Here is a 24,652-nt window from a genome sequence, read left to right as displayed (position 1 = left end):
ATTAATCGCGCCCCTACTGGTTTTCAGCCACATTTTTTATCTTTGAATGATGAAATTGAAATTAACAGCCTTATTGCTTTTTGGTTTTTCCCTGTCTGCATTCTGTTATGTAGAAATGACACGTGTGGATCCAAAGATCTTTATCGCAAACCCGGAAACTGATTTTTCCAAAATCCAGGTGAGGAATGAAGCCTTGAAAGCCAAAATGGTGGAATTTCTGTTTAACAATGATCTGATTGATCACATCGGGACGAAAGCCTACGATCCCTCGGCGCTGTTTGTGAATTACTACAAACAGTTTGCTTCCCTGTATCAATTGATCGACCTGAATAATGACAAAATCCCGGAACTTGTTTTCAACGGATACCCGACAGAAGAGAAAGATAAGGAACGGCTCGAAATTTTTATGACCATCAAGGGTGAACCGGTTTCCGTTTATAATGAAATGGGACATTTGCTGGCTTATAAAATTCATCCGAACACGAAAGAAATTTTATTTTATCACCATCAATATCCCTGTTGTGGAAATGCTTCACACAATCTGAATCGCCTGCGATTGGTTGATACTAAAATGACTTTGATAAAGCGCTATTTTTTAGGCCGTGATACAGGAATGCTCGGTAAGTTTTTTCCCGATAAGTCAACTTTCAACGGGAAGTTCTATTTCGCAAAATCCAAAGAAATCCTTTACTGGTCTCCCGAAGAAATTACCGAAGCGGCCTGGCCCGGAAGGTCCCAAAAGAATATCATTGCCGGTTACCCGGATTCAACGGTTTATTCCGTTTTAGCTGAAAAAGGAAAATGGCGTTTCGTGATTATGCACGGAGCTCCTGTGGCAGAAGAAAACCGCGTGATTAATCCCGCAAATTTTGCCGATACCTGGATTTACGGATGGATCAAAGAGGAATGATCAATGATTTAATTATCAATTATCAAGAGGTCAAAATTGATAATTCAATTCATGTCCGTTAATCTCCAGTTTTGAACCAGTTGGTGGTGTTTGTTCTGGAAAATGGTCATCAGTTTATCCGAATCGGAGTCTTTTCCCGGACGACGTTTTTCAATCGATTTGAATGTTTGTTGAATGACCTCCAAAATATCCGATTCCATCAATATTTCCGAAGTACTCGTATCGAAACCATAACTTTGGTAAACTTCGATAATCTTATTGCGATCACTTAGTTCTTGTGGAAGCAGGACGCTCTTTTTAGACAATTCATTGAAGAAAGGCAATAATTTTGCACTCAGTTCAATAAAATGCTTCAAAACAATAGTAGCTTCATTAATTTGCTGAATTGCAGAGGTCTGAATAAAGCGTTTCTTAGCAAGTTTGTTTTCCATGACATTTTGTTTTTTGTCGTTTCTATCTTAAAGACGACCGGTGTTTTAAATGGTTGGATTTAAAAATCATTCTTTGATTAAACCCTTGGTTTCGTTGAGTAAAATGGGTTTTTGTGTGATTATTTTATTGCTAAATCAATGATTGTTTATAAAATTTCACAACTAGTCCAAATTTGTATCCCATTAAATGAAGTACTAAATCGATGTAAACCTTATCTTTGCAACAAAAAAATCACAACATGCAGATATTAAGTGGTAAGGACGCTTCCGAAGTAATCAAAAAAGAATTAGCTATTCAGGTTGCCGAGCGCAAAGCTGCAGGAAAGAAAATTCCTCATTTGGCAGCAATTTTGGTTGGAAAGGACGGTGGTTCTGTTACTTACGTCAATAACAAGTTGAAAGCATGTGAGGAAATCGGTTTTGAAAGTACGTTGATCCGTTACGACGATTCGATTTCGGAGGAAACACTTTTAAAGAAGATTCAATCCCTGAACGAAGATAAAAGTATCGACGGATACATTGTACAGCTTCCGCTTCCGGCCCATATCGATGAAATGAAAGTGACGTTGTCCATTGACCCGAAGAAAGACGTGGATGGTTTTCACCCGATCAACGTAGGAAACATGATGCTGAACATTCCGGGATTTGTTCCTGCAACACCTGCGGGAATCGTGGAATTGATGCGTCGCTACAAAGTTCAGACTGCCGGTAAGAATTGTGTGGTTGTAGGAAGAAGTAATATCGTAGGAACACCTTTGAGCTTGCTTTTAGGGAAAAATACAGATCCCGGAAATTGCACGGTAACACTCGTGCATTCCAAATCGGAAAATATCAAAGAAATTTGTTCTCAGGCCGATATTTTGGTTGCGGCAGTCGGAATCCCGGGATTCATCACGGCTGACATGGTGAAAGAAGGTGCTGTTGTGATCGATGTCGGAACTACACGTATCGAAGATCCGACCAGAGAAAGAGGCTGGAGATTGGCCGGTGACGTCGACTTCAAGGAAGTAGCTCCGAAAACGTCAGCGATTACGCCGGTTCCTGGTGGAGTAGGACCAATGACAATCGCGTCGTTGATGATCAATACGCTGAAAGCAATGGACTTGAAAGGAAAATAATAGTATTGGTGTATAACCGTGGGCACGCGATTAATCGCGTGCCCACGTGTTTATAGACGTTCCAACGGTGTTTTCACACCGTCAACCAGCGAATAACAAGCCAGTTTGTCTTTGAATACAGACGATTTGAATAACGAACGGTTTAACAGCATTCTCACACATTCCTGGATTCCTTCGGCAATAGAAGGGTGGGGATGAACGAGTTCTGCAATCACATGAATAGGAAGCCCTAATTTCATGATCAGCCCGATGGTTTGGATAGCAGTAGAAGCATGTTCTCCCACAGCGCGCATTCCTAGTACTTTCATATCGCTGTCGTTGGTTACGATAATCTTGAAAAATCCTTCAGTTTTGCGCATGGCAATGGCGCGGGCAATCACCGAATAATCAATCTTTACGATTTTTACCGGGATATTTTTTTCAATGCACTGCATTTCATTGATCCCCACAGCAGCAACTTCCGGCTGCAGGAACATGATCGTACAAACGTTGTCATAGCTCAGGCGTTCACGGATGGTCCCGAATGCTCTTTCAACGGCATGCCGGGCTTCAATTTCTCCCATATTCACCAAAGCAATCCGTCCTGAAACGTCTCCGACCGCATAAATATGCGGAACATTCGTTACCGTATCGTCATCACCGATGTGTTGTCCGCGTTTGGACATCAAAACACCGGCATTTTCCATTTTAAGGCTTTCAATATTCGGAACACGTCCAATGGAAAGCAGCGCTTTTTCCACGCGGATCACTTCTCTTGATCCATCCGGATAGCTCAATTCATATTCTACTTCATTTCCGAGGTTTTCCAGGCGTTCCAACTGGGCATTGTGATGGATAGTAACTCCTTTTTCTTCCAGGTTCTCACTCACAATCGCCGAAATATCCGGGTCTTCAAAAGGAAGAATGCGGTCTGCCCGGTCAATCAGGTATACTTTGGTTTTTCCGAAGTTTGAAAAGATCGTGGCATATTCACAACCAATGACTCCGGCTCCGACGATTACGAGACTTTTGGGATAATCCGTCAGGTTTTCAATACCGTCACTGGTCAGAATTGTTTGTTCGTCCACATTCACGTCCTTCATTTTGCGGGGACGGCTTCCGCTGGCAATAATGATGTTTTCTCCGTAGACAACCGTGCGGTCACCATCGTGCTGAACAATCTCTACTTCATGCGGGGAAAGGAAACTGGCTGTTCCGCGTTCGTATTTCAGCAGTTTGTCCATCGTTTCCGTTTGAAGTAGCTTTAAGTGGCAGGAATACTGGAATTTGCGCTCAAAAACGGCTTCGTCAACGGTAGCATCCACATCTTGCCAGGAAAGGTAAAATTTCTCCCGTCCCTTACCACCGATCGTGTCATTTACCGATGCAACTTTCTGGGAAATTTCCCACAATGTTTTGGATGACAAAGCGCCGTTGTAAACACCTGCGCCTCCCACGCGGTCTTTCTCGATCAGGCAGACACGTTTACCGTAGTCAATTCCTCGCATGGCTGCTGCATAACCTGCAGGCCCGCCACCGATAATAACTAAATCAAATTTTTCCATAAGTCTATCGGACTAAAATTAAGCAATACTTTAACATTCAGCATGGGTTTCTATTAATTTTGTGGCATGAATTTGAAAGAACTGACCGATTATGGAAAGGCGGAGAAGGAATTTTTCACCAAGTGGATCAAAAAGGCCAAAAAGGTGAATAACCGGACACTGGATGAACAATTCCATTCCTTACACAACGAAGCATTTCGCAAAATCGATTGTCTGGCCTGTGCAAATTGCTGTAAAACTACCAGCCCAATTTTCCGGGATGTGGATATCAAGCGCTTATCCAAACGTTTGCGCATGCCGGAAAGCAAATTCATCGATACTTACTTAAGAATTGACGAAGATCAGGATTACGTGCTGCGAACCGCTCCGTGTCCTTTTTTAGGGGCCGATAATTATTGTTCCGTATACGAAGACAGGCCTTTGGCATGCAGGGAATATCCGCACACGGACCGGAAGAATATGTACCAGATTTTACAACTAACCAGAAAGAACATGGAAGTGTGTCCGGCAGTGAGTTATATCATGAAGGAAATATCCAAAAAAATATAACAGAAATTACAACCTTTTGTATAATTTGGCGTCTCTTTAAAGAACTAGTTTTATCCAAATTGATACCATGAAGTCTATCCTTCTTTCCATATTACTACTGTTAATCAACAACTTTTTATTCAGTCAGAAAGCCAAGAATGGTGATTATACCGTTAGCGGAACAGGGATTGTACTGAACGCATACACGGATGTCACCGCAAACATTGCTGTCGGTGCAACCTCTTTAACCGTTACTTCAAATACACTTACAAATGGACCTGTTCTAACAACAGCGTTGGCCCCGGGAGATTTGATCCTGATTATTCAAATGCAGGGAGCATCGCTGGATATTGTTACAACACCTGCTGAACCGGCTCCTGCCGGATGGGGTGGTAACTATACGCTTTCCAACAGTGCAATGGGAGATTTGGGGAATATGAATAATTACCGCAAAGACTGGGGAACGGTTACGAATTACAATAATTCCGGGAAATACGAATATGCAGAAGTCCTTTCTGTTTCCGGATCAACGGGTATTACCGTCAGATGTGCTTTGAAAAATTCATACACCGCAACAGGACACGTACAGGTAGTTCGTGTACCCAGACTTGGAAATTTGACTTTAAATCCAAGTGCTACTGTAGTTCCTGTAGCCTGGAACGGAGCTACCGGAGGTATTGTAGCTTTGGAAGTAAACGGAACAGTGAATTTCGGAACAAACTCTAAAATCCTTGCTTCCGGTTATGGTTTCAGAGGAGGGGTGACAGACAATACTTCAAACGGTCCGGGAAATGCCACGGATGTAGGAAAACCTGGGTATTCAGCTGCTTCTGAAGGTGGCGAAAAAGGAGAAGGAATCGGTGGAGCAGCAACTGCTACCGGAGATTTGACAATTACTTATTATTCCCGTTACGGAATGGGTGCTGCGGCCAACGGCGGCGGCGGCGGGAATTACAAAAATGCCGGCGGTGGTGGTGGTTCAAACTTCGGAGCAGGAGCTTATACCGGAACCGGTGTTCTAAATCCGGCTTATTCCGCTTTTTATGGGTTGGAGCCACTATCAGCAAATAGTTCGGGAGGTGGACGCGGAGGATATTCCGGTGCACAAAACGATCAGAATGAAGCAACAGTAGGCCCCAATAATTCTGCATGGCAAGCCGACAGCAGAAGAAAAGAAGGTGGATTAGGAGGACATCCTTTGACCTACGATGCAACCCGTATTTTTATGGGTGGTGGCGGTGGTGCCGGTGAAATGGACAACAGCCAGGGTGGAAGCGGTGGTGCCGGGGGCGGGATCGTTTTTATTCAATCATACGGATCTATTACCGGGACCGGTACTATAGAAGCAAACGGTGCTAACGGACAAAATTCGAATCCTCTAAACCAAACAGCCGGTATCGGAGTGAAAAGAGGAGTGGATGGAGCCGGTGGTGCTGGGGGAGGAGGTGCCGTTATTATTTCGAATGGTACGGCAATTCCTGCTACGGTGACTTTAAGTGCGAATGGAGGAAACGGTGGAGATAACGCGTTAAACTTTGGTTCGTTTGCATCCGGAGTGGAGGCAGATGGCCCCGGAGGTGGAGGAGCCGGTGGATTTGTGAATTACACTTCCGGAACCCCTGCGGTATCTACAAATGGCGGAAATAGCGGTATAGTTACTATCGCTGGGAGTTTAACTACCAATATCGTAGCGAATTTTCCTCCGAATGGTGCTACAAATGGTTCCACTGGTTCCAGTTTAGCGACACAACCTTATTACAATTTAATAGCAAACAACGCAGCGGTATGTAGCGGAAGTCCTGCTACTTTGTCGGTAACTGTTCAGGGTACTTTACCTTCACCGATTACCAATGCAAACATTACATGGTACACAACTTACACCGGAAATACTTCTGTGGGAACAGGATTAACGCTGAATATTCCATCAGCTACGGCAACAACAACCTATTATGTAGGCTTTTGCCCGAATGGAACATTCCGGATTCCGGTAACGGTTACCGTCGGAGGTCCGACTATTTCCGGAACGGCTGTAGTAACAAATGCAACCTGTTCGGCAGGCGGATCTATTACGGGACTGACAACTTCCGGTGGTGCACCAACAGTGACCATCACCTGGAACGGGGTTACAACTCCCGGTATGAATTTAAGCAACGCTGCGGCGGGTTCTTACACTGTTTTGGTCACTGACGGTATTGGTTGTACGGCAACTTCGGGTCCATACACGATCGGTACTTCCGGAGGCCCGGTAATCAATTCTACCAACATGGTGGTAACCAATGCGTCCTGTATGGGAGGTGGTGGATCTATTTCAGGAATTACTGCCACTGGAACCGGATTGACTTATAACTGGAATAGCGGTGCTTACTCCACTTTAAATATCTCAGGACTGAACGCAGGAACTTATAACCTGGTGGTTACGGATAACAACGGATGTACAGCTTCTTTGGGACCGGTTAACGTAGGACAAAACTCCGGACCGGTAGTCAGTACGACCAACATGCTTGTTACAGCAACGACCTGTGGAGCAAACAACGGAAGTATCACCGGAATCACCGCTACCGGAACAGGTTTGACCTATAACTGGAACACCGGAGCTTATTCCACTTTGGATATTACCGGTTTGAGCAGTGGAAATTACAACCTGGTTGTTACGGACAATATCGGGTGTACAGCTTCTGTAGGGCCGGTTGCCATCGGAACTTCCAGCGCTCCGGTTATTAATGCAGGAGCAGTTTCTATTACGGATGCACATTGTAACCAATCAAACGGGGCAATTTCGGGATTAACTGTTTCAGGCGGGCAACCGGGATACACTTACAACTGGAATTCGGGTGCTTATAGCACGCTGAACCTTTCCGGTATTCAGGCAGGAAATTATACTTTGCAGGTTACGGATAACCTGGGTTGTACCGCAAATGCAGGGCCTTTCACAGTTAACAACATTGCAGGACCGGTGATCAATACTTCCGGAGTGGTAATCACGAATGAAACCTGTGCCGGAAATGACGGATCAATCACCGGGATTACTGCAACGGGTACAGGAACTCTGACTTACAGTTGGAATTTGGTGGCAAGTCCTACTCTGGATCACACGAATATTCCGGGTGGAACTTACGGTTTGCTGGTTTCCGATGCTTTCGGATGTAATGCCATAGCAGGGCCATTTAATGTAGGCCAATCTCCTGGACCATCCATCAGTACTTCAAACATGGTGGTTACCGGTACAACCTGCGGATTGAATAATGGAAGCATCACCGGAATTACTGCAACGGGAACAGGACTAACCTACAACTGGAATTCGGGTGCTTATTCAACGTTGGATATTACCGGTTTGAGCAGTGGGACCTATAACCTGGTCGTAACTGATAATATGGGCTGTACGGCTTCTGCAGGACCGGTTTCTATCGGAGCTTCAAGCAATCCGGTGATCAATTCGGCAGCTGTTTCCATTACGGACGCACATTGTAACCAATCAAACGGAGCGATTTCAGGATTGACCGTTACAGGCGGGCAAGCAGGATATACCTACAACTGGAATTCCGGAGCTTACAATACTTTGAATCCTTCAAATATTCCTTCCGGTACTTACAATTTGCTGGTTACTGACAACTTAGGATGTACTGCCAACGCAGGTCCTTTTACGGTTAACAACATCGCGGGGCCTACACTGAACACCACCAATGGTGTTGCAACGGATGAAACCTGTGCGATGAATGACGGAACAATTTCCGGCCTTACTGCTACGGGTACAGGAACTTTGACATATACCTGGAACGGAGTAGCGAGTCCTACTTTAAATCAAACGAATTTATCTCCGGGAACTTACAACGTAGTCGTTTCAGACGCATTCGGATGCAGTGTAAGCGGCGGGCCGTTTACAATTGATCCGGTGGTTCCATTGATCCTCGATCAAAGTTCTTTGTCGATCACAAATACTTGTACCAACACAGGTGCTATCAGTGGATTGCAGATCACCGGAGGAATTAATCCGACATTTTCCTGGACAAATATCAGTGCTACAACGCTGGATATTTCGAATCTGACACCCGGAAACTACACAATCAGCGTGACAGATGATCAAAACTGCTCCGTGCAGCAAACGTTTACGGTTTCAAATACATCGACTCTTGCTTTAAATACGAATAGTGCAGTCATTTCCAATGATAATTGTGCTTCGGGATCGGGATCCATTTTTGGAGTAACTGTTTCAGGTGGAACGATTCCATATTCCTATTCCTGGAACACTACACCGGTTCAGAATACGATCAATGCTATAAATCTGACGACCGGAAATTACACCCTGACAGTTACGGATAATGCCGGTTGCCAGGTGAATGCAAGCTTTTTTGTAGGAGTTGTTCCGCCGCCGGTAATAGATATGTCGGGAATGATTGTAACGAATGAAAGCTGCCAGGGAAATAACGGGGCGATCAACGGTATCCAGGTTTCCGGAAGCGGGCCGTTTACTTATACCTGGGACGGATCTTCATTGACTTCTTTGAATATTTCGAATTTGACTGCGGGAATGTACACTTTGTCAGTAACGGATGTGAACGGATGTGTAACAAGCGGAGCTCTGGTAGTTGTTGGTTCGGATCCATCTCCGAATGCCAATTTCTCGATCTCTAATCCGAGTGCATCTCCGGGCGAAGTGATTACTTTTACCAGTACAAGTACAGGCGGGCCTTTCCAGAATTACAGCTGGACCGTTTCAGGAGTAGGTTTGGTAGGAACAGGATCTTCTGCCACTTACAATTCAATGGTCGAGGCAACTTACAACATGACTTTGGTTATAGAAACCGTTGACGGATGTATCGATTCCATTACGAAACCGTTTGATATCTTCGGAGAGATCAAAATTCCGAACATCGTAACGGCTAACGGAGATCATACCAACGATGAGTTCTACATCACGAATTTGAAACCGAACTCCAGACTGGTGATCCAGAATCGTTGGGGGAATGTGGTGTTTGAATCGGACAACTATAAAAATAATTGGGGAGGTGTTGATATGAGCGGAGAAAAAGTGGATGACGGGGTTTATTTCTACCAATTAATAACTGCGGACGGTAAAATGTGGCAGGGAAATGTTCATTTGCTCATTGATTAAAAGAAGTTCTTTTTTGCTTTGCTATATTTACTGACTGTTTACAGTTGATGCAACCTGGTACGCTTCACATAGAACCCAAAACAATATTGGCCTCTTGGATTCAAGACGTTAAGGACGCGCATTTCAATTCCGTTCAGGTTGCTCACTTTGGTCCGTTGAACCAGGATTTAGTCAATAGTTTCACATTGACGACCGAAGATTTCATGATTTCTGCAGGCGACAAAAAAACATTGGTAAAACGTGTTTTTTCTATCCTGATCGAAGGATTGCAAAACATCCTGATTCACGGCAGAAAATGGGATAACGAACAACAAGCTCTGATTATCGTTGCTTTCAATGATAAAGCTTACCGCATTGCTTTGGGAAACCTTACGGAAATCTCCGAAAAGGAAAAACTGGCTTCGTACCTGGATCGCCTGAATGCAATGTCTGAAGAAGAAGTAAAAGCTTTTTACCTGGAAACACTCAACAACGGATTGATTTCCGATAAAGGAGGAGCAGGGCTGGGTTTCATTACGATGAGAATGAAATCCAAAAGTTTACTGAACTACCAATTCATCCCTGTAAATGACGAATTGATGCTTTTCACCATTTCCACGGATGTAGACAGAGTACAAGCTTAAGATGTCTTTTTTTGTTGCGTATCACCCTTCTTACATTCATTCCGTTCCCGAAAATCACCGCTTTCCGATGGAAAAATACGGCTTATTGCACCAACAATTGCAGTACGAGGGAATTTTGGAAGAACCCGATTTTTTGCAGCCCGATTTAATTAACCTGGACGTCGTGCGTAAAGTGCACACGGAAGAATACCTGCAAAAATTGCTGAACCTGAATTGTTCACCGAGAGAACAACGTGTGAGTGGATTTGTTCACACGGAAGAGTTGATCAACCGCGAATTGAGGATCATGGAAGGAACGCGCTTGTGTGCCGAAATGGTGAAGAACGGGGGAGCAGCCCTGAACATCGCGGGAGGAACACATCACGCATTTACAGATAGAGGAGAAGGTTTTTGCCTGTTGAACGACCAGGCAATAGCGGCACAATGGCTGTTGGATCAAAAACTGTTTAAAAGCATCCTGATTGTAGATTTGGATGTTCACCAGGGAAACGGTACCGCAGAAATATTCCGGAATGTTCCGGAAGTATTTACCTTCAGTATGCACGGAGGAGCCAATTACCCGATCCACAAAGAACAATCGGATAAAGACATTCACCTGGAAACTTTCCTGGACGATAAAAGCTACCTGAGTATTTTGAAGAAAGAACTCACCCCGGTACTGGAAGCATTCAATCCGGATTTTATCTTCTATCAATGCGGTGTCGATATCCTGGAATCTGATAAATTGGGAAAATTGAAGGTGACACAGAACGGTATTCGGCTGAGGGATGAATTTGTATTGCATGCTGCCAGGGAACGGAATATTCCGGTTGTATGCAGTATGGGAGGTGGATACAGCAAGGATATACGCGATATTGTAAATGCCCACATGCATGTGTTCCGATTGGCGCATCAGTTATTTTCCAAATAGTTAAAAGTTCAAAAGTTCAAAAGTTCAAATGTTCAAATGTTCAAAGGTTGAAAAGTTCAACTATCTAACGGTCTGAACCCTTTTATCTCTTTGAACCATTGAGCCATCGGTCTTGAACCTGTTTTTAACAAAATAAATAGTGAACAATCCTTGCTAATTTAGTTTCAACGATTACCTTTGTGTAGAATTAGTCTAAATAAAGATGGTTAAAAAAGAAGTTTCCTCCCAGCAAACGATTTTACCTCTGTTCACATGCAATAATTGTTCTTGCGACAAGAAGAAAGATTGTTGCAAGAAATACAAAAGAAAAGGATATCACTGTAAAAAGTGCCCGAAACTTTAGTTTTAGCTAAAGCATTGGGTTATTTTTGAAGCATGTTTCGAAAGCTTGCTTTTTTGGTGTTTCTATTCATTCCTTTTTTGGGAAAAACACAGGATTCCGCAATTTATTCTATCGGGGCTGATATTCAATACCATCCGCAGGATTTCTTTTTCCATGTACGCGGCCAACTCATCAAAAAAAAGCTTTCCCACGAAGTATTCATCGGATTCGGTATAAACAACACCATTTTCCAGGGACAATTCAAACCGGCTATCGGTTATGACATTTCCTACCGTTCCAAACTCATTGACTGGATCGCCATTTCTCCCGTAATCAGGCTTTCTTATTCGGTCTTAAACACCAAAATTCCTGAAAAGCATCCCTTGATTCACCTCACAGAAAGTTTTCTTGGCTGCAGGTTAGATGTTGGTATCTATAACCGGGTTGCAGTCACGGGTGGAATTGGTCCGGCGGTTGAATGGAAATACGATGCATACAACGAAAGAAGAAACCATTTTTTGATGTGGAATTACTTTTTTGAAATCGGATATTACCATGAATTCTAAATTCGGCATAGCACTTTCGGTTTTGGTGCTTCTTTCCTGCAAGAAACACAAAGACTTGTATCCGGATGTCGTGATCGGTGGCCATGCCTGTGCGGGACTTCATATTTCCAGCAGTAATTACCACGATAACAGCCTGGAAGCCTACAAATATGCACGGAGTTTCGAAAAAGTACAGATGGTCGAAGTAGATGCGCAGTTATCGCTTAACGGTACTTTGTGGCTGTTCCACGATCCGGAATTAAGTGAAGAATCCACAGGATCGGGGTACATTCCGCAAAAAGAAGACGGATATTTATCCGGGCTGAAATACAAATCGCTGGAAAAAGAACAATTAATCCGCTTAACAGATCTCCCTGCCGATCTGAAAGGAATTCGTTTACTGATCGATTTGAAAGAGTCGGACGGAACAGAAATCGGTGTGGTAGATTCTACCCGTGTTATAGATGCCTTAAAACAGGCAAAACAGTATTTTTACAACGGAAATCTGGCAATCGTGACCAATTCCAGGAGGTTTGTCCCTACGATCAAAGGATTGGGCTTTGAGGTGTATTACAATTCGGTAGATGCGGATCAGTTTTTAAGCTATTCCGACAACAACTTATCAGCAGGCGCGGTTTTCCGGAATTCGGATATTGATATTTCCGACGTAAATGCGGTTAAATCACTTGGAAAAGACGTAATATTATACGATGTTCGTTCTCCGAACGGAATCCGGTCGGCGTTGGATAAAAATCCAACCTATTTACTGACCGATGACATTAAAGCGACACTAATAGAAAAATACAAATGAGTAAGAAAAACAATAAAGGACGGGTAAATGTAGTGTATTCCACGAACCCGGATTTCTCGTACGATTTTGAAGAAAATGAAGAGGCCGAAACGTTGGAACCTGCCAAACAATTGCTGTATGTTTCTTTGGATAAAAAACAACGTGCGGGAAAGGAAGTGACTTTGGTTGAGGGATTTGTAGGAACTGACGAAGATCTGAAAGAATTGGGAAAAATGCTCAAATCCAAATGCGGAGTAGGAGGAACTGCTAAAGACGGGGAAATTATTATTCAGGGATCTTTTCGCGATAAAGTCATTGAATTATTGACAAAAGAAGGTTATAAAACCAAGCGAAAAGGAGGATAAAATGGAATTTAGATGCCGGATTTACGTTTCAAAATTTATAACCAATAACCAACCCTATGAAAAAGTAAATATCTTCCGACATCCAAATTTCCAAATTAAAAATATCAAAATAGAAAATTGTGAAAATTCTTTCGATCCTGTTCCAAAAGTACATTAAGTTTTTTTTAAATCAATGAAAAAAGAGTAAAATATTTACTTTATTGATTGAACGGTAAAAAATTGATTCTTAATAATTTCAAATGCGAAGATCGGGCGTTAAAACGGTTTAGTTTGAGGATAGAAAATCGAAAAAATGATGCATTAATCGAATCCTTTTGTTACATTTGTTCCGATGGAAAAGCAAGTCATTTTAGATGAACAGCAGGTTCAGTTAACCATGAACCGTCTTGCTTATCAATTAATCGAAAATCACGACGACTTCTCAAATACCGTATTGATCGGCCTGCAGCCGAGAGGAATTTTTGTGCTCGAAAGGCTGAAAGAAATCCTGGAAAATGTGCGCGGAGAAAAAGTAACCTGCGGTCAGCTGGATATCACTTTTTACCGGGATGATTTCCGCAGACGGGAAAAACCGCTGATCCCGAACGTGACCAACATTGATTTTACGATCGAAGGAAAGAACGTGGTATTGATAGACGACGTACTTTACACCGGAAGAACGATCCGTTCCGGATTGGATGCCCTGATGGCTTTCGGCCGGCCGCTTCGTGTGGAATTGATGGTGCTGATCGACCGGAGATTTCAGCGCGATCTGCCAATTCAGGCGGATTACGTGGGAAAAGCAGTCGATACGCTGGATTCAGAGCGCGTAACCGTGGAGTGGAAAAGCAGCGAAGGAAAAGATAAAATTGTATTGTATACACCCGAATAATGGAGCATTTAAGTGTTGATCATTTAGTTGGAATTCGAGACTTGACTCGTCAGGATATCGAATTGATCTTTAAAACTGCCGATAGTTTTAAGGAAGTTATTAATCGACCGATCAAAAAAGTTCCTTCCCTTCGTGATATTACGATTGCCAATCTCTTTTTTGAGAATTCAACACGTACACGCCTTTCCTTTGAGTTGGCGGAAAAACGTCTTTCAGCAGATGTTGTCAACTTTTCTGCAAGCTCCAGTTCGGTAAAAAAGGGAGAAACACTCATCGATACCGTAAACAACATTCTTTCCATGAAAGTGGATATGGTGGTGATGCGCCATCCGAATCCGGGAGCAGCAAAATTCCTTTCGGAAAGAACCAATACCTGTGTGATCAATGCCGGCGACGGTACGCACGAACATCCTACCCAGGGATTACTGGATGCTTTTTCGATCCGTGAGCGATTGGGTTCCGTAGAAGGAAAAAAAGTGGTGATTGTTGGAGATATCCTGCATTCACGCGTGGCTTTGTCCAATATTTACACCCTTCAGAAATTAGGTGCAGAGGTCATGGTTTGCGGACCAACGACCCTGATCCCGAAATACATCGATACCCTTGGAATCAAGGTGGAACACAACCTGAGAAGAGCTTTGGAATGGTGCGATGTAGCAAATATGCTGCGCATTCAATTGGAAAGACAGGATATTCAGTACTTCCCGAGTTTGCGCGAATATTCCATGCAATACGGGTTGAACAAAGAAATACTCGATAGCCTGGACAAGGAAATTATCGTGATGCACCCGGGACCAATTAACCGCGGAGTGGAAATTACTTCCGATGTAGCGGATTCAAAGCAATCCATTATCCTTCAGCAAGTTGAGAATGGGGTAGCGGTGCGAATGGCAGTGATTTATTTGTTGGCTGCAAAGATCGGGCGCTAAAGTCTTTTCATTTTCAGAGGCTAAGAAAGAATATTTTGTTACATTTGATAAACACTGTGGCAACATGAATTTTATTATTGCACAAGATACCAATTATACAGTCATTCAGTCTTCCGTAGAAAAACTGGATGCTTCCAATGCTCCTGATCTGAAAAGTGAATTGCTTGTTTTAAGTAAGAACGGGGTGAATTCCATTATCCTGGATCTTTCCAAAACCAGATATTGTGACTCTTCCGGCTTGTCGGCTGTTTTGACGGCAAATCGCCTGTGTAAAGACACGAACGGCCAATTCATACTTTGCGGATTGCAGGAAAATGTTGCAAAAATGATCCGTATTGCCCAATTGGATAAAGTGCTGAGTATTTCCGAAACACTGACTGAAGCTAAATCAGTATTGATCTAAGCTCATGAATTTTGAAGTAACCATATTAGGTTCAGGTGCTGCTTTGCCCACTTCATACAGAAATCCGACTTCTCAATACGTCTATTGTAACGACCGCCACATCCTGATCGATTGCGGCGAAGGTACACAGGTACAGTTGCGAAAGTACCACATCCACATTCAGAAAATCAATCACATTCTAATTTCTCACCTGCACGGAGATCATTTCTTCGGGTTGGTCGGGCTTTTAAGTTCTCTGCATTTATTGGGAAGAGATAAGGGATTGACTATTTACGGACCGGAAGAATTGGAACAGATTATCCGCCTGCAACTGGAAGTAGGAGGCGCAAAACTGGGCTTTGATCTTCATTTTGTGCCTTTAAACGGAAAGGAACACCGCTTGCTCTTTGAGGATAAACTCATCGAGATCTGGACTTTTCCTTTGAAACACCGCATTCCAACAAATGGTTTCCTGATCAAAGAAAAGCCGAAAGAGCGAAAGCTGAATGCAGAACGGTTTGAAGAAGCCGGACTTTCCCTGACCCTCATTCCAAAACTGAAACAAGGCTTGGATGTGCAGCTGGAATCAGGAGAAATGATTTATGCGGAAGAATACACTTATACTGCAAAACCGAGTAAATCATACGCTTATTGTTCGGATACGATTTTTGATGAACGCATTGTAGAATATGTCAAAAACGTAAATGTGCTTTACCACGAAGCAACCTTTCTACAGGATAAACTGGACCGCGCCCAGCAAACATTCCACACAACGGCTCAACAAGCTGCTACAATCGCCAGACAAGCAGAAGTCGGAAAGTTATTGCTGGGACATCTCAGTGCGCGTTATGAAAATGGCTTGAAGCATTTAGAAGAAGCAACGGCGGTTTTTGAAAATGTGAGCGTGGTGGAAGACGGGGAAACGTATTTGATTTAATTCAAAAGTTCAAAAGTTCAAAAGTTCAAAAGTCAAATTGAATTTAAATCCTATTTGAATAGTTTGCCTATAACTTGATAATTAGTTGAACCCTTTGAACCTTTTTTAACTTTCTGAACCTTGCGCAATCCTGCGCAAATAATTCACTTGCCCTAAATGATATCCCAAATGACTTGCCAGCTTCAGGATCATGTGACGGGTTGTCATCGGGTAATGGTATGGCTCCAACGGGTATTTCTTTTTAAAATCTTCTTCTGTCAATGCATCCAATACTTTTTCAAGCATTTGAGCGGTTGCATTCAATTGGGTGATCATTTCTGCTTTAGTCAGGTAACGTTCCGAAAACTCCGCATCCCGGTTTCGCACATATCCGGTTTCTCCCAAAATTGCCCCGATGAAATGGTTCAGGTTCCCGATCAGGTGTTGTGTCAGGTTTCCGATGGAGTTTGTAACTCCCTGAAGGACTTTCCACAAAGTTTCTTCCTCGCAAAGCGCTATTTCTTTTGCTAAAGAATCCAGGTCTTTGGTAAAACAGCTTGCAAATTCGTGATCCATGCCTTAATAAGTTAAATGACGTTCCTTTTTATCCGGGTAAACATCAGCAATCGTTACCAAAATACCGGTTTCTTCCACATTCCCGAAATCGGGGTTTACGGCTGTTCCGAATGTTTTCATGGTCGGTGAAAGGTGCATGTAAATATTCACCAGGGGCGGAACATTTTCTCCATGTTTGCGCACGAAGGAATTCAATACCTTGAAACCGTCTTTGAAATCCAGTCCTTTTAATTGCTCTTCCACGAAAGTCGTGTCGTATTCTGTTTTCAACGGATGATAAGGGACCATCAGGTTTTCCGTATCCGGGAAATAATGATGCATGAAATGCAACAGGAAATCGCGTGCTTCCCGGTTGTAATTCGGGTACATGGTCACTTTTCCGAAGAAGTATTTGATGAACGGATAATTGATTGCCAATGCACCGAGCCCGTCCCAGATATTATCCAGTGCAAACAAGCCTTTGCGCGGATTTTGAGCCGGCTGATAATCGGGTTGTACCCAGCTTCGGCCTAATTCACAGGTCGTTGGGAGGTAATCTTTTACGAAATGCTCCGAAAAATCGAAATAATGTGTGGTCGACAGATGGATTTCCCCGTGCTCATCAATAGCGTCTTTACACAAAATGAAACGGTATCCGCCGATGATCACTTCGTCTTCCGGATCCCAGACAATCAGCTGGTTGTAGCAGATTTCGTCCGTATCGTATTCATCCAGGTCCAGTTCTTCACCGGTTCCACCTCCCGCAAAACGGAAAGTTACTTCCCGCAAACGACCGATTTCCCGGACGATGTTGGGAGCAGTGTGGCAGTTTACGAAATAAATCTCGTTATCACCTTTTCGGGTTGTTCTTACCAATCCGACTTCAGCAAGTTCTTTCTTGATAATTTCCTTATCAACAGGAGGTATAATTGGTTTCATGTGTTTTAGTTCAATGTGTAGACGTAATTGCGGAACCATTCAGCCCATTCAACGTCTGATGTCTTTGTATCTAACGTTTTTGCTTCCACGGGTTTCCCCACGGTAAATTGGATGTGTTTTCCATTTTGACGAAACATTTCATCAGCCAGGTAAAGCATTTCAATATTTGCCTTTATTCCGAGAAATTTACGAAAATTTGCCAAACGGTAGAAAAAGTTCGACAATTCTCCGTCAATATGAACGGGAACAATGAGTTGATCATTGATCCGGGCCTGCTTCACGAATGCTTTTTTCCATTCCAGGTCTTTTACAACACCGTTTTTTTTGCGGCTCACCAAACCGGCCGGGAATACGCAAACCAATTGATCCGACGAAAAAAGGGTATTTACCTGGAGCAAAGAACTGCTTTTTGTTTTTCCATGCTTGTTGATTCCGACGAAAATATCCCTTAAAGGTTCCAGGTTCAGCAGCAAATCATTTACGATGAATTTGATATCCGTGCGGTGATGACGCAATCCGTCTACCAGGGCCATTGCATCCATTCCGCCGAGTGGGTGATTCATAACAATCACACATTTCCCGGTTTTCGGAATGTTCTCTATGCCTTTAATAGAGTAGGAAACCCCGATCTCTGCCAAAACATCCTTACAAAAATCCTGGTTTTTAGTTTGGTGTGTACGCAAAAAATGATTGATCCGTTTTTGGTGAAGAATCCGCTCCAAATAACGGATAATAAACCCGGGAATCCATTTGATCAGTCGTGGATTCTTGCTTTGGATCAATTTCCGTACGTTAATGAAATCTTCCTGTTCTTCCATGGCACAAAGTTAATAGGTATCTGCTAGCTGAGCGTTAAAATTGTTAAAATGAAATAACATCGGATGGTTCAAAACCCGACAGGGTTCAAAAGGTTCAATGCTTTAAACATTTCAACTTCTTAAACTTTTGAACTTTTAAGGAACGCAATACAACGTATCAAACGAAGGAGAATAGCCGCCCCACAAACCGATTGCTCCTCCCTGTATATTGGTAGGAATAGTCGTGGGTGAAGCAAACGGATTTCCGGCCGTGCCCAGTTGCATGTATTTCTTTTCCAAAAACTCATAAACCGCTGCATCGATCTTGGAGAATTTGATCACCACGGAATCTCCCTGTTTGTAATAACCTTTATCAGGGCCAGCAACGGTTTCATCGTCCCAGGTAAACGGATTCTCATAGAAGAAGTCGAAGGTTTGCCCGTTGAAGAACTCGTCATCGATTACCGGGCTGAATGTCGCTTTAAACGCCGGATCTTTGGTGTTTCCATTGACCATATTGATGCGTTTTACTTCCCACATGTAAGCGTCAAATCCCGGCGGATCGCTTAGTTTTGCCCAGGAATAACCGTATCCCGCATTGGCTCCCGGATCCTGTTTCCAGTAAACGGAATCCAGCGGTGTGGGAGTAACGATTTGAGTACTGGAAGTAAATACTTCGCCATTCAGCTCTACTTTCAGGGAATAGGTTTTCCCGACTTGTCCCCAGATAGCAGTATTGAACGTAGAATAAGCGCATAAATGATAATTGGCCAACTCATCTTCCGGAATTCCGAATAATGCCGCTGCCATGGTTTCAGTTCCCGGAGGAAGATTATCCGAACAGATCTCATCCAGGACAACCGTGTTCGTTCCGTCTGAAACCGTAACAGTTGCTCCTGACTGGAAACTATTCAGAAAAGCCTCCAAAGTGGTAGGTGAATAAATGTCCTGCGTTTTGGAAATCAAAACGATCGGGGGCATTCCTGTTTCGATGCGTCCGTCGATGACTACTTTTTCTTCGAAACCGGGGATATCGATCTTTACTTCCTTGGTACAGCTGCCAAGAAATACAATCAGGCTAAGTAAGGCAATTAAAACTCGAAATTCCATGTGACACTCGGTAAAATTGGAAATAAGGATACTTGTTTGACCGATATTTTAAAATCGTTCGATTGAATATTTCCATCGTTATCAATATACAAAAAATAAGGATTCGCACGGTTGTAGACATTGTAGACAGAGAAAGCGACGTTCTGCCTGAACTTTTTCACGACTTCAATTTTTTCACCGGTTTTGCGGTCGATCTTCGTCTTGGTCGGTTTGTCGTACCAGGTTGCTGAAATGTCCAGACGATGGTACGGTGCCATTCGTGTGGAGTTTCTCGGGCCGTAATTGAACAACAAATCCTGGTTGTTGAAATACCAGCTGTTTGGCAATGTTAAAGTATTTCCGGATGCATAAATGAACGAAAACCCGAAAGTCCAGCGCTTGTTCAATTCGTAGGTTCCTACCAAAGTCAAATCGTGTCTTCTGTCGTATTTTGCAGGATATTTCGCAGCCTGGATATCCGGGAAGTAGCGGTCTGATTTTGCCAGCGTGTAACCGATCCATCCGGTTAATTTTCCGAATGTGCGTTTGATGAAGAATTCGGCTCCGTAACTCCATCCGGTTCCGTAAACCAATAAGTTATCCGTGTTGTCATTGACGTTGTCTGAAGGTAAAGCTCCTTGTTTGAATTCGATGACATTCTCCATTTTTTTGTAGTAAACCTCTACGGAAGTTTCCCATTTGTTGTCGTTGAAATTCCGGAAATAACCCAAACTTGCCTGCCAGCCTTTTTGAGGGTGCGCCTTGTCAGTACTCGGGTACCAAATATCGGTAGGAAGCGAAACCGCACTCAGACTTGCCAGATGCACATATTGATTGTTGTATGTGAAACCTGCCTTGATCGAACTTTTGTCTTTCAGCAGGAAACGTGCAGAAATCCGAGGCTCGAACCCGGAATAGGATTTGATAATATCTCCTTTTTCATACGTTTTGGTGGAATCCGTATGCCCGGTCACGCCTTTGTAATAGCGCGTAAACGGACCGGTGAATTGGTACATGCTCACGCGAACTCCTGCATTTACACGCAGCCAGGAAGCAATGTCCACTTCGTCCAGGAAATAAATTCCGGATTCGTGGCTGTATAATTTCTGCGCCAACCCGGTATCGAAAACCACTTCATCCTGGGAAGCAGAAACACTGGTCGGTGTAAAAGTGTGGTATAAATAATCGACACCCGTTTTGATGGAATGACGGGTGTTCGGGAAATAGGATAATTCCACTTTGCCGCCATAATCGCGGATTCCGGACTTTAATTCAAATTTGAACTGGTCCTGTTCGGAACCGAAACTGAAAAGGTAATCCGTCAGTGTTGCCGTGGTGTTCATGAACAATTTACTGCTGAACTGGTGGTTCCATCTCAAAGCGGCAATTCCGTTCCCCCAGGGCATTTTGACGCTGAAATCTTCTTTTTTATTCCCGAAATTAAAGAGGTCTTTTCCGTAATACCCGCTCAGGTAAATTTTATCCTTTGGCCCGAGGCGGTAGTTCAGCTTGGCATTCAAATCGTAGAAAAAGTAGCTTGATCCGTAAAATGCGCTGGATTTTTTGATGAATGCCTTCATGAACAGATCGACATACGTTCTTCTTGCAGAAACAATGAACGAACCTTTGTTTTTTACAATCGGACCTTCCAGTGTCAGGCGGGAAGAAATTAATCCCAAACCACCGGTTACCTTGAATTTCTTGTTGTTTCCTTCGTTCATATTAACCTCCAATACAGACGAAAGCCTTCCTCCGAAATTGGCGGGCATACTTCCTTTGATCAGGTTCACATTTTTGATGGCATCTGAATTGAAAACCGAGAAGAATCCGAAGAGGTGAGAGGCGTTGTAAACCTGGGCATTGTCCAGTAAAACCAGGTTTTGATCTGGGCCACCACCGCGTACGTAAAATCCCTGGCCGCCTTCGCTCACGGATGAAACTCCGGGGAGCAGCTGGATCGTTTTCAAAACGTCGACTTCTCCTAAAAATGCGGGCAGTTTTTTGATTTGGTTAATGTCCAGTTCGATCTGGCCGATCTTCGTGGAGTTGACATTGTCTGCCTTTTTGGCGTTGATTTCCACTTCCTCGATGGTAGTGGTTTTTCCCAGTTCGGAAGTGATAGTGGTATCCTGTGTTAAGTTGATTGATATCGTGTCATTCGGCAATCCGCCACCGCGATAAATGAGTTCATAGGAACCTTTCGGGAGCGTTAGGGAATAAAATCCGAATTCATTGGTAACCGCTCCTTTCCGGATAGAAGGAACATAAACTTGTCCGCCAATGATGGGTTCTCCGGAACTTCCTTCGTGAATATAGCCGCTGATCGTAGCGTTTTCCTGTCCCCAGGAAGCAGAGATGGCAAGGAGAAATAAGAATTGTGTGATGAGGGATTTCATTCCAAAATTAGTGTGAACGAATTTAACGCTTTTATGTCAAATTAAACCTCGCTTTCCCCGCTTTTTCTTAAATTTGGACTTCGAAAAATACACAACAATGAAAATTTCATCCGCTTGGTTACACGAGTTTTTACCGGTTCACAAATCCCCGGAACAATTAGATCAGCTTCTGACAGATACAGGTTTGGAAGTAGAAGGTTTTGAGACCATTGAAAGTGTGAAAGGCGGACTGGAAGGTGTTGTAGTTGCAGAAGTGATTGAATGTGAACAACATCCGAATGCGGACCGGCTGAAAGTGACGAAGGTAAACAACGGGAAAGAGATCTTGCAGGTTGTTTGCGGAGCACCGAATGTAGCTGTCGGACAGAAAGTAATCCTGGCGCAGGTTGGGGCTGTTTTGTACCCGAAACCGGATGAACCTTTGAAAATGAAGGTTTCCAAAATCCGCGATGTAGAATCGTTCGGAATGTTATGTGCCGAAGACGAATTGGGACTGGGAACAAGTCACGACGGGATTTTGGTTTTAAATCCGGATGCCAAGCCCGGAACTCCTGCGGCTGAATACCTGGAGTTGGAAAGCGACGTTCAGATCGAGATCGGTTTGACGCCGAACCGTGCAGATGCTATGGGACATATTGGTGTTGCACGCGACGTACTTGCGTATATGGCTTGTCACGAAGGAAGCACTGCAACATTGCAACTGAAAGAAACAAAGAAACCCGTAAAAGAAGCCGATCTTCCGGTTTCCGTGGTGGTTGAAAATACAGAGAAATGCCCGCGCTACATGGGAATTACCATCAGCGGAGTGGAAGTGAAAGCTTCTCCGGCGTGGCTGCAAAATAAATTGAGAGCGGTTGGTTTATCTCCGATCAATAATGTGGTGGACGTAACGAATTACGTGATGCGTGAATTGGGAACTCCGCTGCATGCATTCGATGCTTCCGTGGTGAACGGGAAAGTAATTGTTCGCACGGCAAAAGCAGGAGAGAAGATGATTACACTGGATGGTGTGGAGCGCGAATTGAATGAAGAAGATCTGGTGATTGCCAATGAAAAAGAAGCGATGTGTATTGCGGGAGTTTTCGGAGGGAATCACTCCGGAATTTCCGATACAACGACCAATGTGTTCTTGGAAGCGGCGTATTTCCAGCCGGTTTCAGTGCGTAAAACTGCAAAAAGACACGGTTTGTCTACAGACGCCAGTTTCCGTTTCGAACGCGGCGTGGATGTGGACTTGGTTCCCTACGCTTTGGAAAGAGCAGTCCAGTTAATCCGGGAAGTTGCCGGCGGAAAAGTGGGAATGGAAACGGTGGATTTGTATCCGGAACCCATCCAAAAAAGAACGGTAACACTGTGTTATAAGCGTATCAATCAATTGCTGGGACATGAAATTGCTCCTGTTGTGATTCAAAATATTTTGATTTCATTGGATTTTGAAGTGCTTTCTGCTACGAATGAAGCATTGGAACTTTCCGTTCCGAATTACCGCGTAGACGTGGATCGCGAAATCGATGTCATTGAAGAAGTATTGCGCATTTATGGATTTAACCAGATTCCGCTTCCTGAAAAATTGAATACCTCGCTGGTGTTTGGCCAAAAACCGGATCTGGAGCGTTTGGGAGTGAACCTGGCAGAAGTGTTGGCCGGGATGGGCTTCCACGAAATGATGAATAATTCCCTGACGAGCCCGCAATATGCGGAGAAATTGGGAGGAACTCAATTCCCGGTCGAAAAAGCGGTTCGTATGCTGAATCCTTTAAGCCAGGATTTGGCCGTAATGCGTCAAAGCTTGTTATTCCAGGCAATGGAGACGGTTGCGCACAACCAGAACCGCCAAAATCCGGATTTGCGTTTGTTCGAATTCGGGAAGACGTATTCTTTTGAAAACGATAGTTATTCGGAAAATAAGCGTTTGCTGGTCTTGATGACTGGAAATAAGCAGGAAGAATCGTGGTCGCAAAAATTGGAGAAATCTACCTTATTTACCTTGAAAGGAGTGATTTCCAATTTATTCGAACGATTGGGACTTGCTGGCTTTATACAGGAAGAAAACCTGCAGGACCAGTCAGTTTTAGCGGACGGATACCAAATCCGTATCCTGAAAAATGTAGTAGGAACGTTGGGCTGGGCCAATCAGAAAGTGAAAAAACACTTCGGGGTGAAACAAGACGTATTTGTGGCTGATCTGGATTGGGATGCTATCCTGGATTCCCTGAAACTGGTAAAAGTTCAGTACAAGGAATTGCCGAAAACATTTGAAGTGCGACGTGATTTCTCCTTGTTATTGGATTCGAAGGTCCGTTTTGCAGAAATCGAACAGATTGCGAAGAAAGTAGACAAGAAAATCCTGCAGAAAGTCGGTTTGTTTGATGTATACGAAGGAAAGAACCTTCCGGAAGGCAAAAAATCCTACGCGGTTTCCTTTACCTTCCAGGACGTGGAGCAAACATTGAAAGACACACAGGTAGACGGGATCATGAATTCGATCCGCACAGAACTGGAAAAACAATTGGGAGCAGAATTGAGATAAGAACCGGAAGATTTCGTAACTTATACTTTTCTATAAATCGATTGGAGCGTAA

21 protein-coding genes are annotated in these 24,652 nt (G+C 43.6%); 14 read left to right on the top strand and 7 right to left on the bottom strand.

What is annotated here, in order from left to right; genetic code table 11:
* Positions 1-49: 49 nt before the first annotated feature.
* Complete coding sequence (locus ABDW02_RS07720; RefSeq protein WP_343633788.1) at positions 50-910, top strand: hypothetical protein; 861 nt, start codon at positions 50-52, stop codon at positions 908-910.
* Positions 911-954: 44 nt separating this feature from the next.
* On the opposite strand, the gene ABDW02_RS07715 is transcribed toward ABDW02_RS07720, so the two are convergent.
* Positions 955-1,341, bottom strand: a complete 387-nt coding sequence (locus tag ABDW02_RS07715) for a hypothetical protein (RefSeq protein ID WP_343633786.1) — start codon at positions 1,339-1,341, stop codon at positions 955-957.
* Between the two features lie 239 nt (positions 1,342-1,580).
* On the opposite strand from ABDW02_RS07715, the gene ABDW02_RS07710 reads away from it, so the two are divergent.
* Positions 1,581-2,459 (top strand): tetrahydrofolate dehydrogenase/cyclohydrolase catalytic domain-containing protein, encoded by an 879-nt coding sequence (locus ABDW02_RS07710; protein WP_343633784.1) that lies wholly within the window; start codon positions 1,581-1,583, stop codon positions 2,457-2,459.
* A 50-nt stretch (positions 2,460-2,509) separates the two neighbouring features.
* Here the strand turns inward: ABDW02_RS07710 and ABDW02_RS07705 are convergent, their stop codons facing one another.
* The gene (locus ABDW02_RS07705; RefSeq protein WP_343633782.1) at positions 2,510-4,003 is read right to left on the bottom strand and encodes an NAD(P)/FAD-dependent oxidoreductase; all 1,494 of its coding nucleotides are present in this window, start codon (positions 4,001-4,003) and stop codon (positions 2,510-2,512) included.
* Between the two features lie 66 nt (positions 4,004-4,069).
* Here ABDW02_RS07705 and ABDW02_RS07700 point away from each other — a divergent pair, with 66 nt between their 5' ends.
* From ABDW02_RS07700 to ABDW02_RS07650, 11 genes are all read left to right on the top strand, one after another.
* Positions 4,070-4,552, top strand: coding sequence for a YkgJ family cysteine cluster protein (locus ABDW02_RS07700; protein WP_343633780.1), 483 nt, complete (start codon positions 4,070-4,072; stop codon positions 4,550-4,552).
* A 67-nt stretch (positions 4,553-4,619) separates the two neighbouring features.
* Positions 4,620-9,641 (top strand): gliding motility-associated C-terminal domain-containing protein, encoded by a 5,022-nt coding sequence (locus tag ABDW02_RS07695; RefSeq protein ID WP_343633778.1) that lies wholly within the window; start codon positions 4,620-4,622, stop codon positions 9,639-9,641.
* A gap of 86 nt (positions 9,642-9,727) precedes the next feature.
* The gene (locus tag ABDW02_RS07690) at positions 9,728-10,264 is read left to right on the top strand and encodes a DUF6272 family protein (RefSeq protein ID WP_343633776.1); all 537 of its coding nucleotides are present in this window, start codon (positions 9,728-9,730) and stop codon (positions 10,262-10,264) included.
* 1 nt (position 10,265) lies between these two features.
* A complete protein-coding gene (locus ABDW02_RS07685) occupies positions 10,266-11,174 on the top strand; it encodes a histone deacetylase (protein WP_343633774.1) in 909 nt (302 codons plus the stop codon).
* A gap of 375 nt (positions 11,175-11,549) precedes the next feature.
* Complete coding sequence (locus ABDW02_RS07680; protein WP_343633772.1) at positions 11,550-12,062, top strand: hypothetical protein; 513 nt, start codon at positions 11,550-11,552, stop codon at positions 12,060-12,062.
* Entirely contained in the window at positions 12,052-12,852 is an 801-nt protein-coding gene (locus tag ABDW02_RS07675) for a glycerophosphodiester phosphodiesterase family protein (RefSeq protein WP_343633770.1), read from the top strand. The genes ABDW02_RS07680 and ABDW02_RS07675 overlap by 11 nt, the downstream gene beginning before the upstream one ends.
* Positions 12,849-13,196 carry a translation initiation factor gene (locus ABDW02_RS07670; RefSeq protein WP_343633768.1) on the top strand — a complete coding sequence of 116 codons (348 nt, stop codon included), beginning with the start codon at positions 12,849-12,851 and terminating at the stop codon, positions 13,194-13,196. Before ABDW02_RS07675 ends, ABDW02_RS07670 begins: the two co-directional genes overlap by 4 nt.
* A 331-nt stretch (positions 13,197-13,527) precedes the next feature.
* Positions 13,528-14,067, top strand: a complete 540-nt coding sequence (gene pyrR, locus ABDW02_RS07665; RefSeq protein ID WP_343633766.1) for a bifunctional pyr operon transcriptional regulator/uracil phosphoribosyltransferase PyrR — start codon at positions 13,528-13,530, stop codon at positions 14,065-14,067.
* Positions 14,067-14,996, top strand: a complete 930-nt coding sequence (locus ABDW02_RS07660) for an aspartate carbamoyltransferase catalytic subunit (RefSeq protein WP_300354567.1) — start codon at positions 14,067-14,069, stop codon at positions 14,994-14,996. The genes pyrR and ABDW02_RS07660 overlap by 1 nt, the downstream gene beginning before the upstream one ends.
* Before the next feature lie 64 nt (positions 14,997-15,060).
* On the top strand, positions 15,061-15,399 hold the full coding sequence (locus ABDW02_RS07655) for an STAS domain-containing protein (protein ID WP_343633761.1): 339 nt from the start codon (positions 15,061-15,063) through the stop codon (positions 15,397-15,399).
* A 4-nt stretch (positions 15,400-15,403) separates the two neighbouring features.
* Positions 15,404-16,315: a ribonuclease Z gene (locus ABDW02_RS07650; RefSeq protein ID WP_343633759.1), complete on the top strand. Its 912-nt coding sequence runs from the start codon at positions 15,404-15,406 to the stop codon at positions 16,313-16,315.
* 105 nt (positions 16,316-16,420) lie between these two features.
* Here the strand turns inward: ABDW02_RS07650 and ABDW02_RS07645 are convergent, their stop codons facing one another.
* From ABDW02_RS07645 to ABDW02_RS07625, 5 genes are all read right to left on the bottom strand, one after another.
* Positions 16,421-16,870: a DUF1572 family protein gene (locus ABDW02_RS07645; RefSeq protein ID WP_343633757.1), complete on the bottom strand. Its 450-nt coding sequence runs from the start codon at positions 16,868-16,870 to the stop codon at positions 16,421-16,423.
* A gap of 3 nt (positions 16,871-16,873) precedes the next feature.
* Positions 16,874-17,788 carry a GNAT family N-acetyltransferase gene (locus ABDW02_RS07640; RefSeq protein ID WP_343633755.1) on the bottom strand — a complete coding sequence of 305 codons (915 nt, stop codon included), beginning with the start codon at positions 17,786-17,788 and terminating at the stop codon, positions 16,874-16,876.
* Positions 17,789-17,793: 5 nt separating this feature from the next.
* Positions 17,794-18,606, bottom strand: coding sequence for a 1-acyl-sn-glycerol-3-phosphate acyltransferase (locus ABDW02_RS07635; protein WP_343633753.1), 813 nt, complete (start codon positions 18,604-18,606; stop codon positions 17,794-17,796).
* Between the two features lie 135 nt (positions 18,607-18,741).
* Complete coding sequence (locus tag ABDW02_RS07630; RefSeq protein WP_343633751.1) at positions 18,742-19,695, bottom strand: DUF4249 domain-containing protein; 954 nt, start codon at positions 19,693-19,695, stop codon at positions 18,742-18,744.
* Positions 19,677-22,070: a carboxypeptidase-like regulatory domain-containing protein gene (locus ABDW02_RS07625; protein WP_343633749.1), complete on the bottom strand. Its 2,394-nt coding sequence runs from the start codon at positions 22,068-22,070 to the stop codon at positions 19,677-19,679. Before ABDW02_RS07625 ends, ABDW02_RS07630 begins: the two co-directional genes overlap by 19 nt.
* Before the next feature lie 97 nt (positions 22,071-22,167).
* Here ABDW02_RS07625 and pheT point away from each other — a divergent pair, with 97 nt between their 5' ends.
* Entirely contained in the window at positions 22,168-24,600 is a 2,433-nt protein-coding gene (gene pheT / locus ABDW02_RS07620) for a phenylalanine--tRNA ligase subunit beta (protein ID WP_343633747.1), read from the top strand.
* Positions 24,601-24,652: the final 52 nt, after the last annotated feature.

It is taken from the genome of Fluviicola sp. (assembly GCF_039596395.1).
GTDB lineage: Bacteria > Bacteroidota > Bacteroidia > Flavobacteriales_D > Crocinitomicaceae > Fluviicola.
The sequence above is the reverse complement of the archived record's forward strand: the minus strand, read 5'-3'. Positions and strand labels throughout refer to the sequence as shown.

Bases quoted from the DNA above. Each gene is read 5' to 3' on its own strand.
- pheT (WP_343633747.1), top strand. From the start codon at position 22,168: ATGAAAATTTCATCCGCTTGGTTACACGAGTTTTTACCGGTTCACAAA.
- ABDW02_RS07660 (WP_300354567.1), top strand. From the start codon at position 14,067: ATGGAGCATTTAAGTGTTGATCATTTAGTTGGAATTCGAGACTTGACT.
- pyrR (WP_343633766.1), top strand. From the start codon at position 13,528: ATGGAAAAGCAAGTCATTTTAGATGAACAGCAGGTTCAGTTAACCATG.
- ABDW02_RS07705 (WP_343633782.1), bottom strand. From the start codon at position 4,003: ATGGAAAAATTTGATTTAGTTATTATCGGTGGCGGGCCTGCAGGTTAT.
- ABDW02_RS07710 (WP_343633784.1), top strand. From the start codon at position 1,581: ATGCAGATATTAAGTGGTAAGGACGCTTCCGAAGTAATCAAAAAAGAA.
- ABDW02_RS07645 (WP_343633757.1), bottom strand. From the start codon at position 16,870: ATGGATCACGAATTTGCAAGCTGTTTTACCAAAGACCTGGATTCTTTA.
- ABDW02_RS07635 (WP_343633753.1), bottom strand. From the start codon at position 18,606: ATGGAAGAACAGGAAGATTTCATTAACGTACGGAAATTGATCCAAAGC.
- ABDW02_RS07625 (WP_343633749.1), bottom strand. From the start codon at position 22,070: ATGAAATCCCTCATCACACAATTCTTATTTCTCCTTGCCATCTCTGCT.
- ABDW02_RS07630 (WP_343633751.1), bottom strand. From the start codon at position 19,695: ATGGAATTTCGAGTTTTAATTGCCTTACTTAGCCTGATTGTATTTCTT.
- ABDW02_RS07655 (WP_343633761.1), top strand. From the start codon at position 15,061: ATGAATTTTATTATTGCACAAGATACCAATTATACAGTCATTCAGTCT.
- ABDW02_RS07680 (WP_343633772.1), top strand. From the start codon at position 11,550: ATGTTTCGAAAGCTTGCTTTTTTGGTGTTTCTATTCATTCCTTTTTTG.
- ABDW02_RS07650 (WP_343633759.1), top strand. From the start codon at position 15,404: ATGAATTTTGAAGTAACCATATTAGGTTCAGGTGCTGCTTTGCCCACT.
- ABDW02_RS07670 (WP_343633768.1), top strand. From the start codon at position 12,849: ATGAGTAAGAAAAACAATAAAGGACGGGTAAATGTAGTGTATTCCACG.
- ABDW02_RS07715 (WP_343633786.1), bottom strand. From the start codon at position 1,341: ATGGAAAACAAACTTGCTAAGAAACGCTTTATTCAGACCTCTGCAATT.
- ABDW02_RS07695 (WP_343633778.1), top strand. From the start codon at position 4,620: ATGAAGTCTATCCTTCTTTCCATATTACTACTGTTAATCAACAACTTT.
- ABDW02_RS07720 (WP_343633788.1), top strand. From the start codon at position 50: ATGAAATTGAAATTAACAGCCTTATTGCTTTTTGGTTTTTCCCTGTCT.
- ABDW02_RS07685 (WP_343633774.1), top strand. From the start codon at position 10,266: ATGTCTTTTTTTGTTGCGTATCACCCTTCTTACATTCATTCCGTTCCC.
- ABDW02_RS07675 (WP_343633770.1), top strand. From the start codon at position 12,052: ATGAATTCTAAATTCGGCATAGCACTTTCGGTTTTGGTGCTTCTTTCC.
- ABDW02_RS07640 (WP_343633755.1), bottom strand. From the start codon at position 17,788: ATGAAACCAATTATACCTCCTGTTGATAAGGAAATTATCAAGAAAGAA.
- ABDW02_RS07700 (WP_343633780.1), top strand. From the start codon at position 4,070: ATGAATTTGAAAGAACTGACCGATTATGGAAAGGCGGAGAAGGAATTT.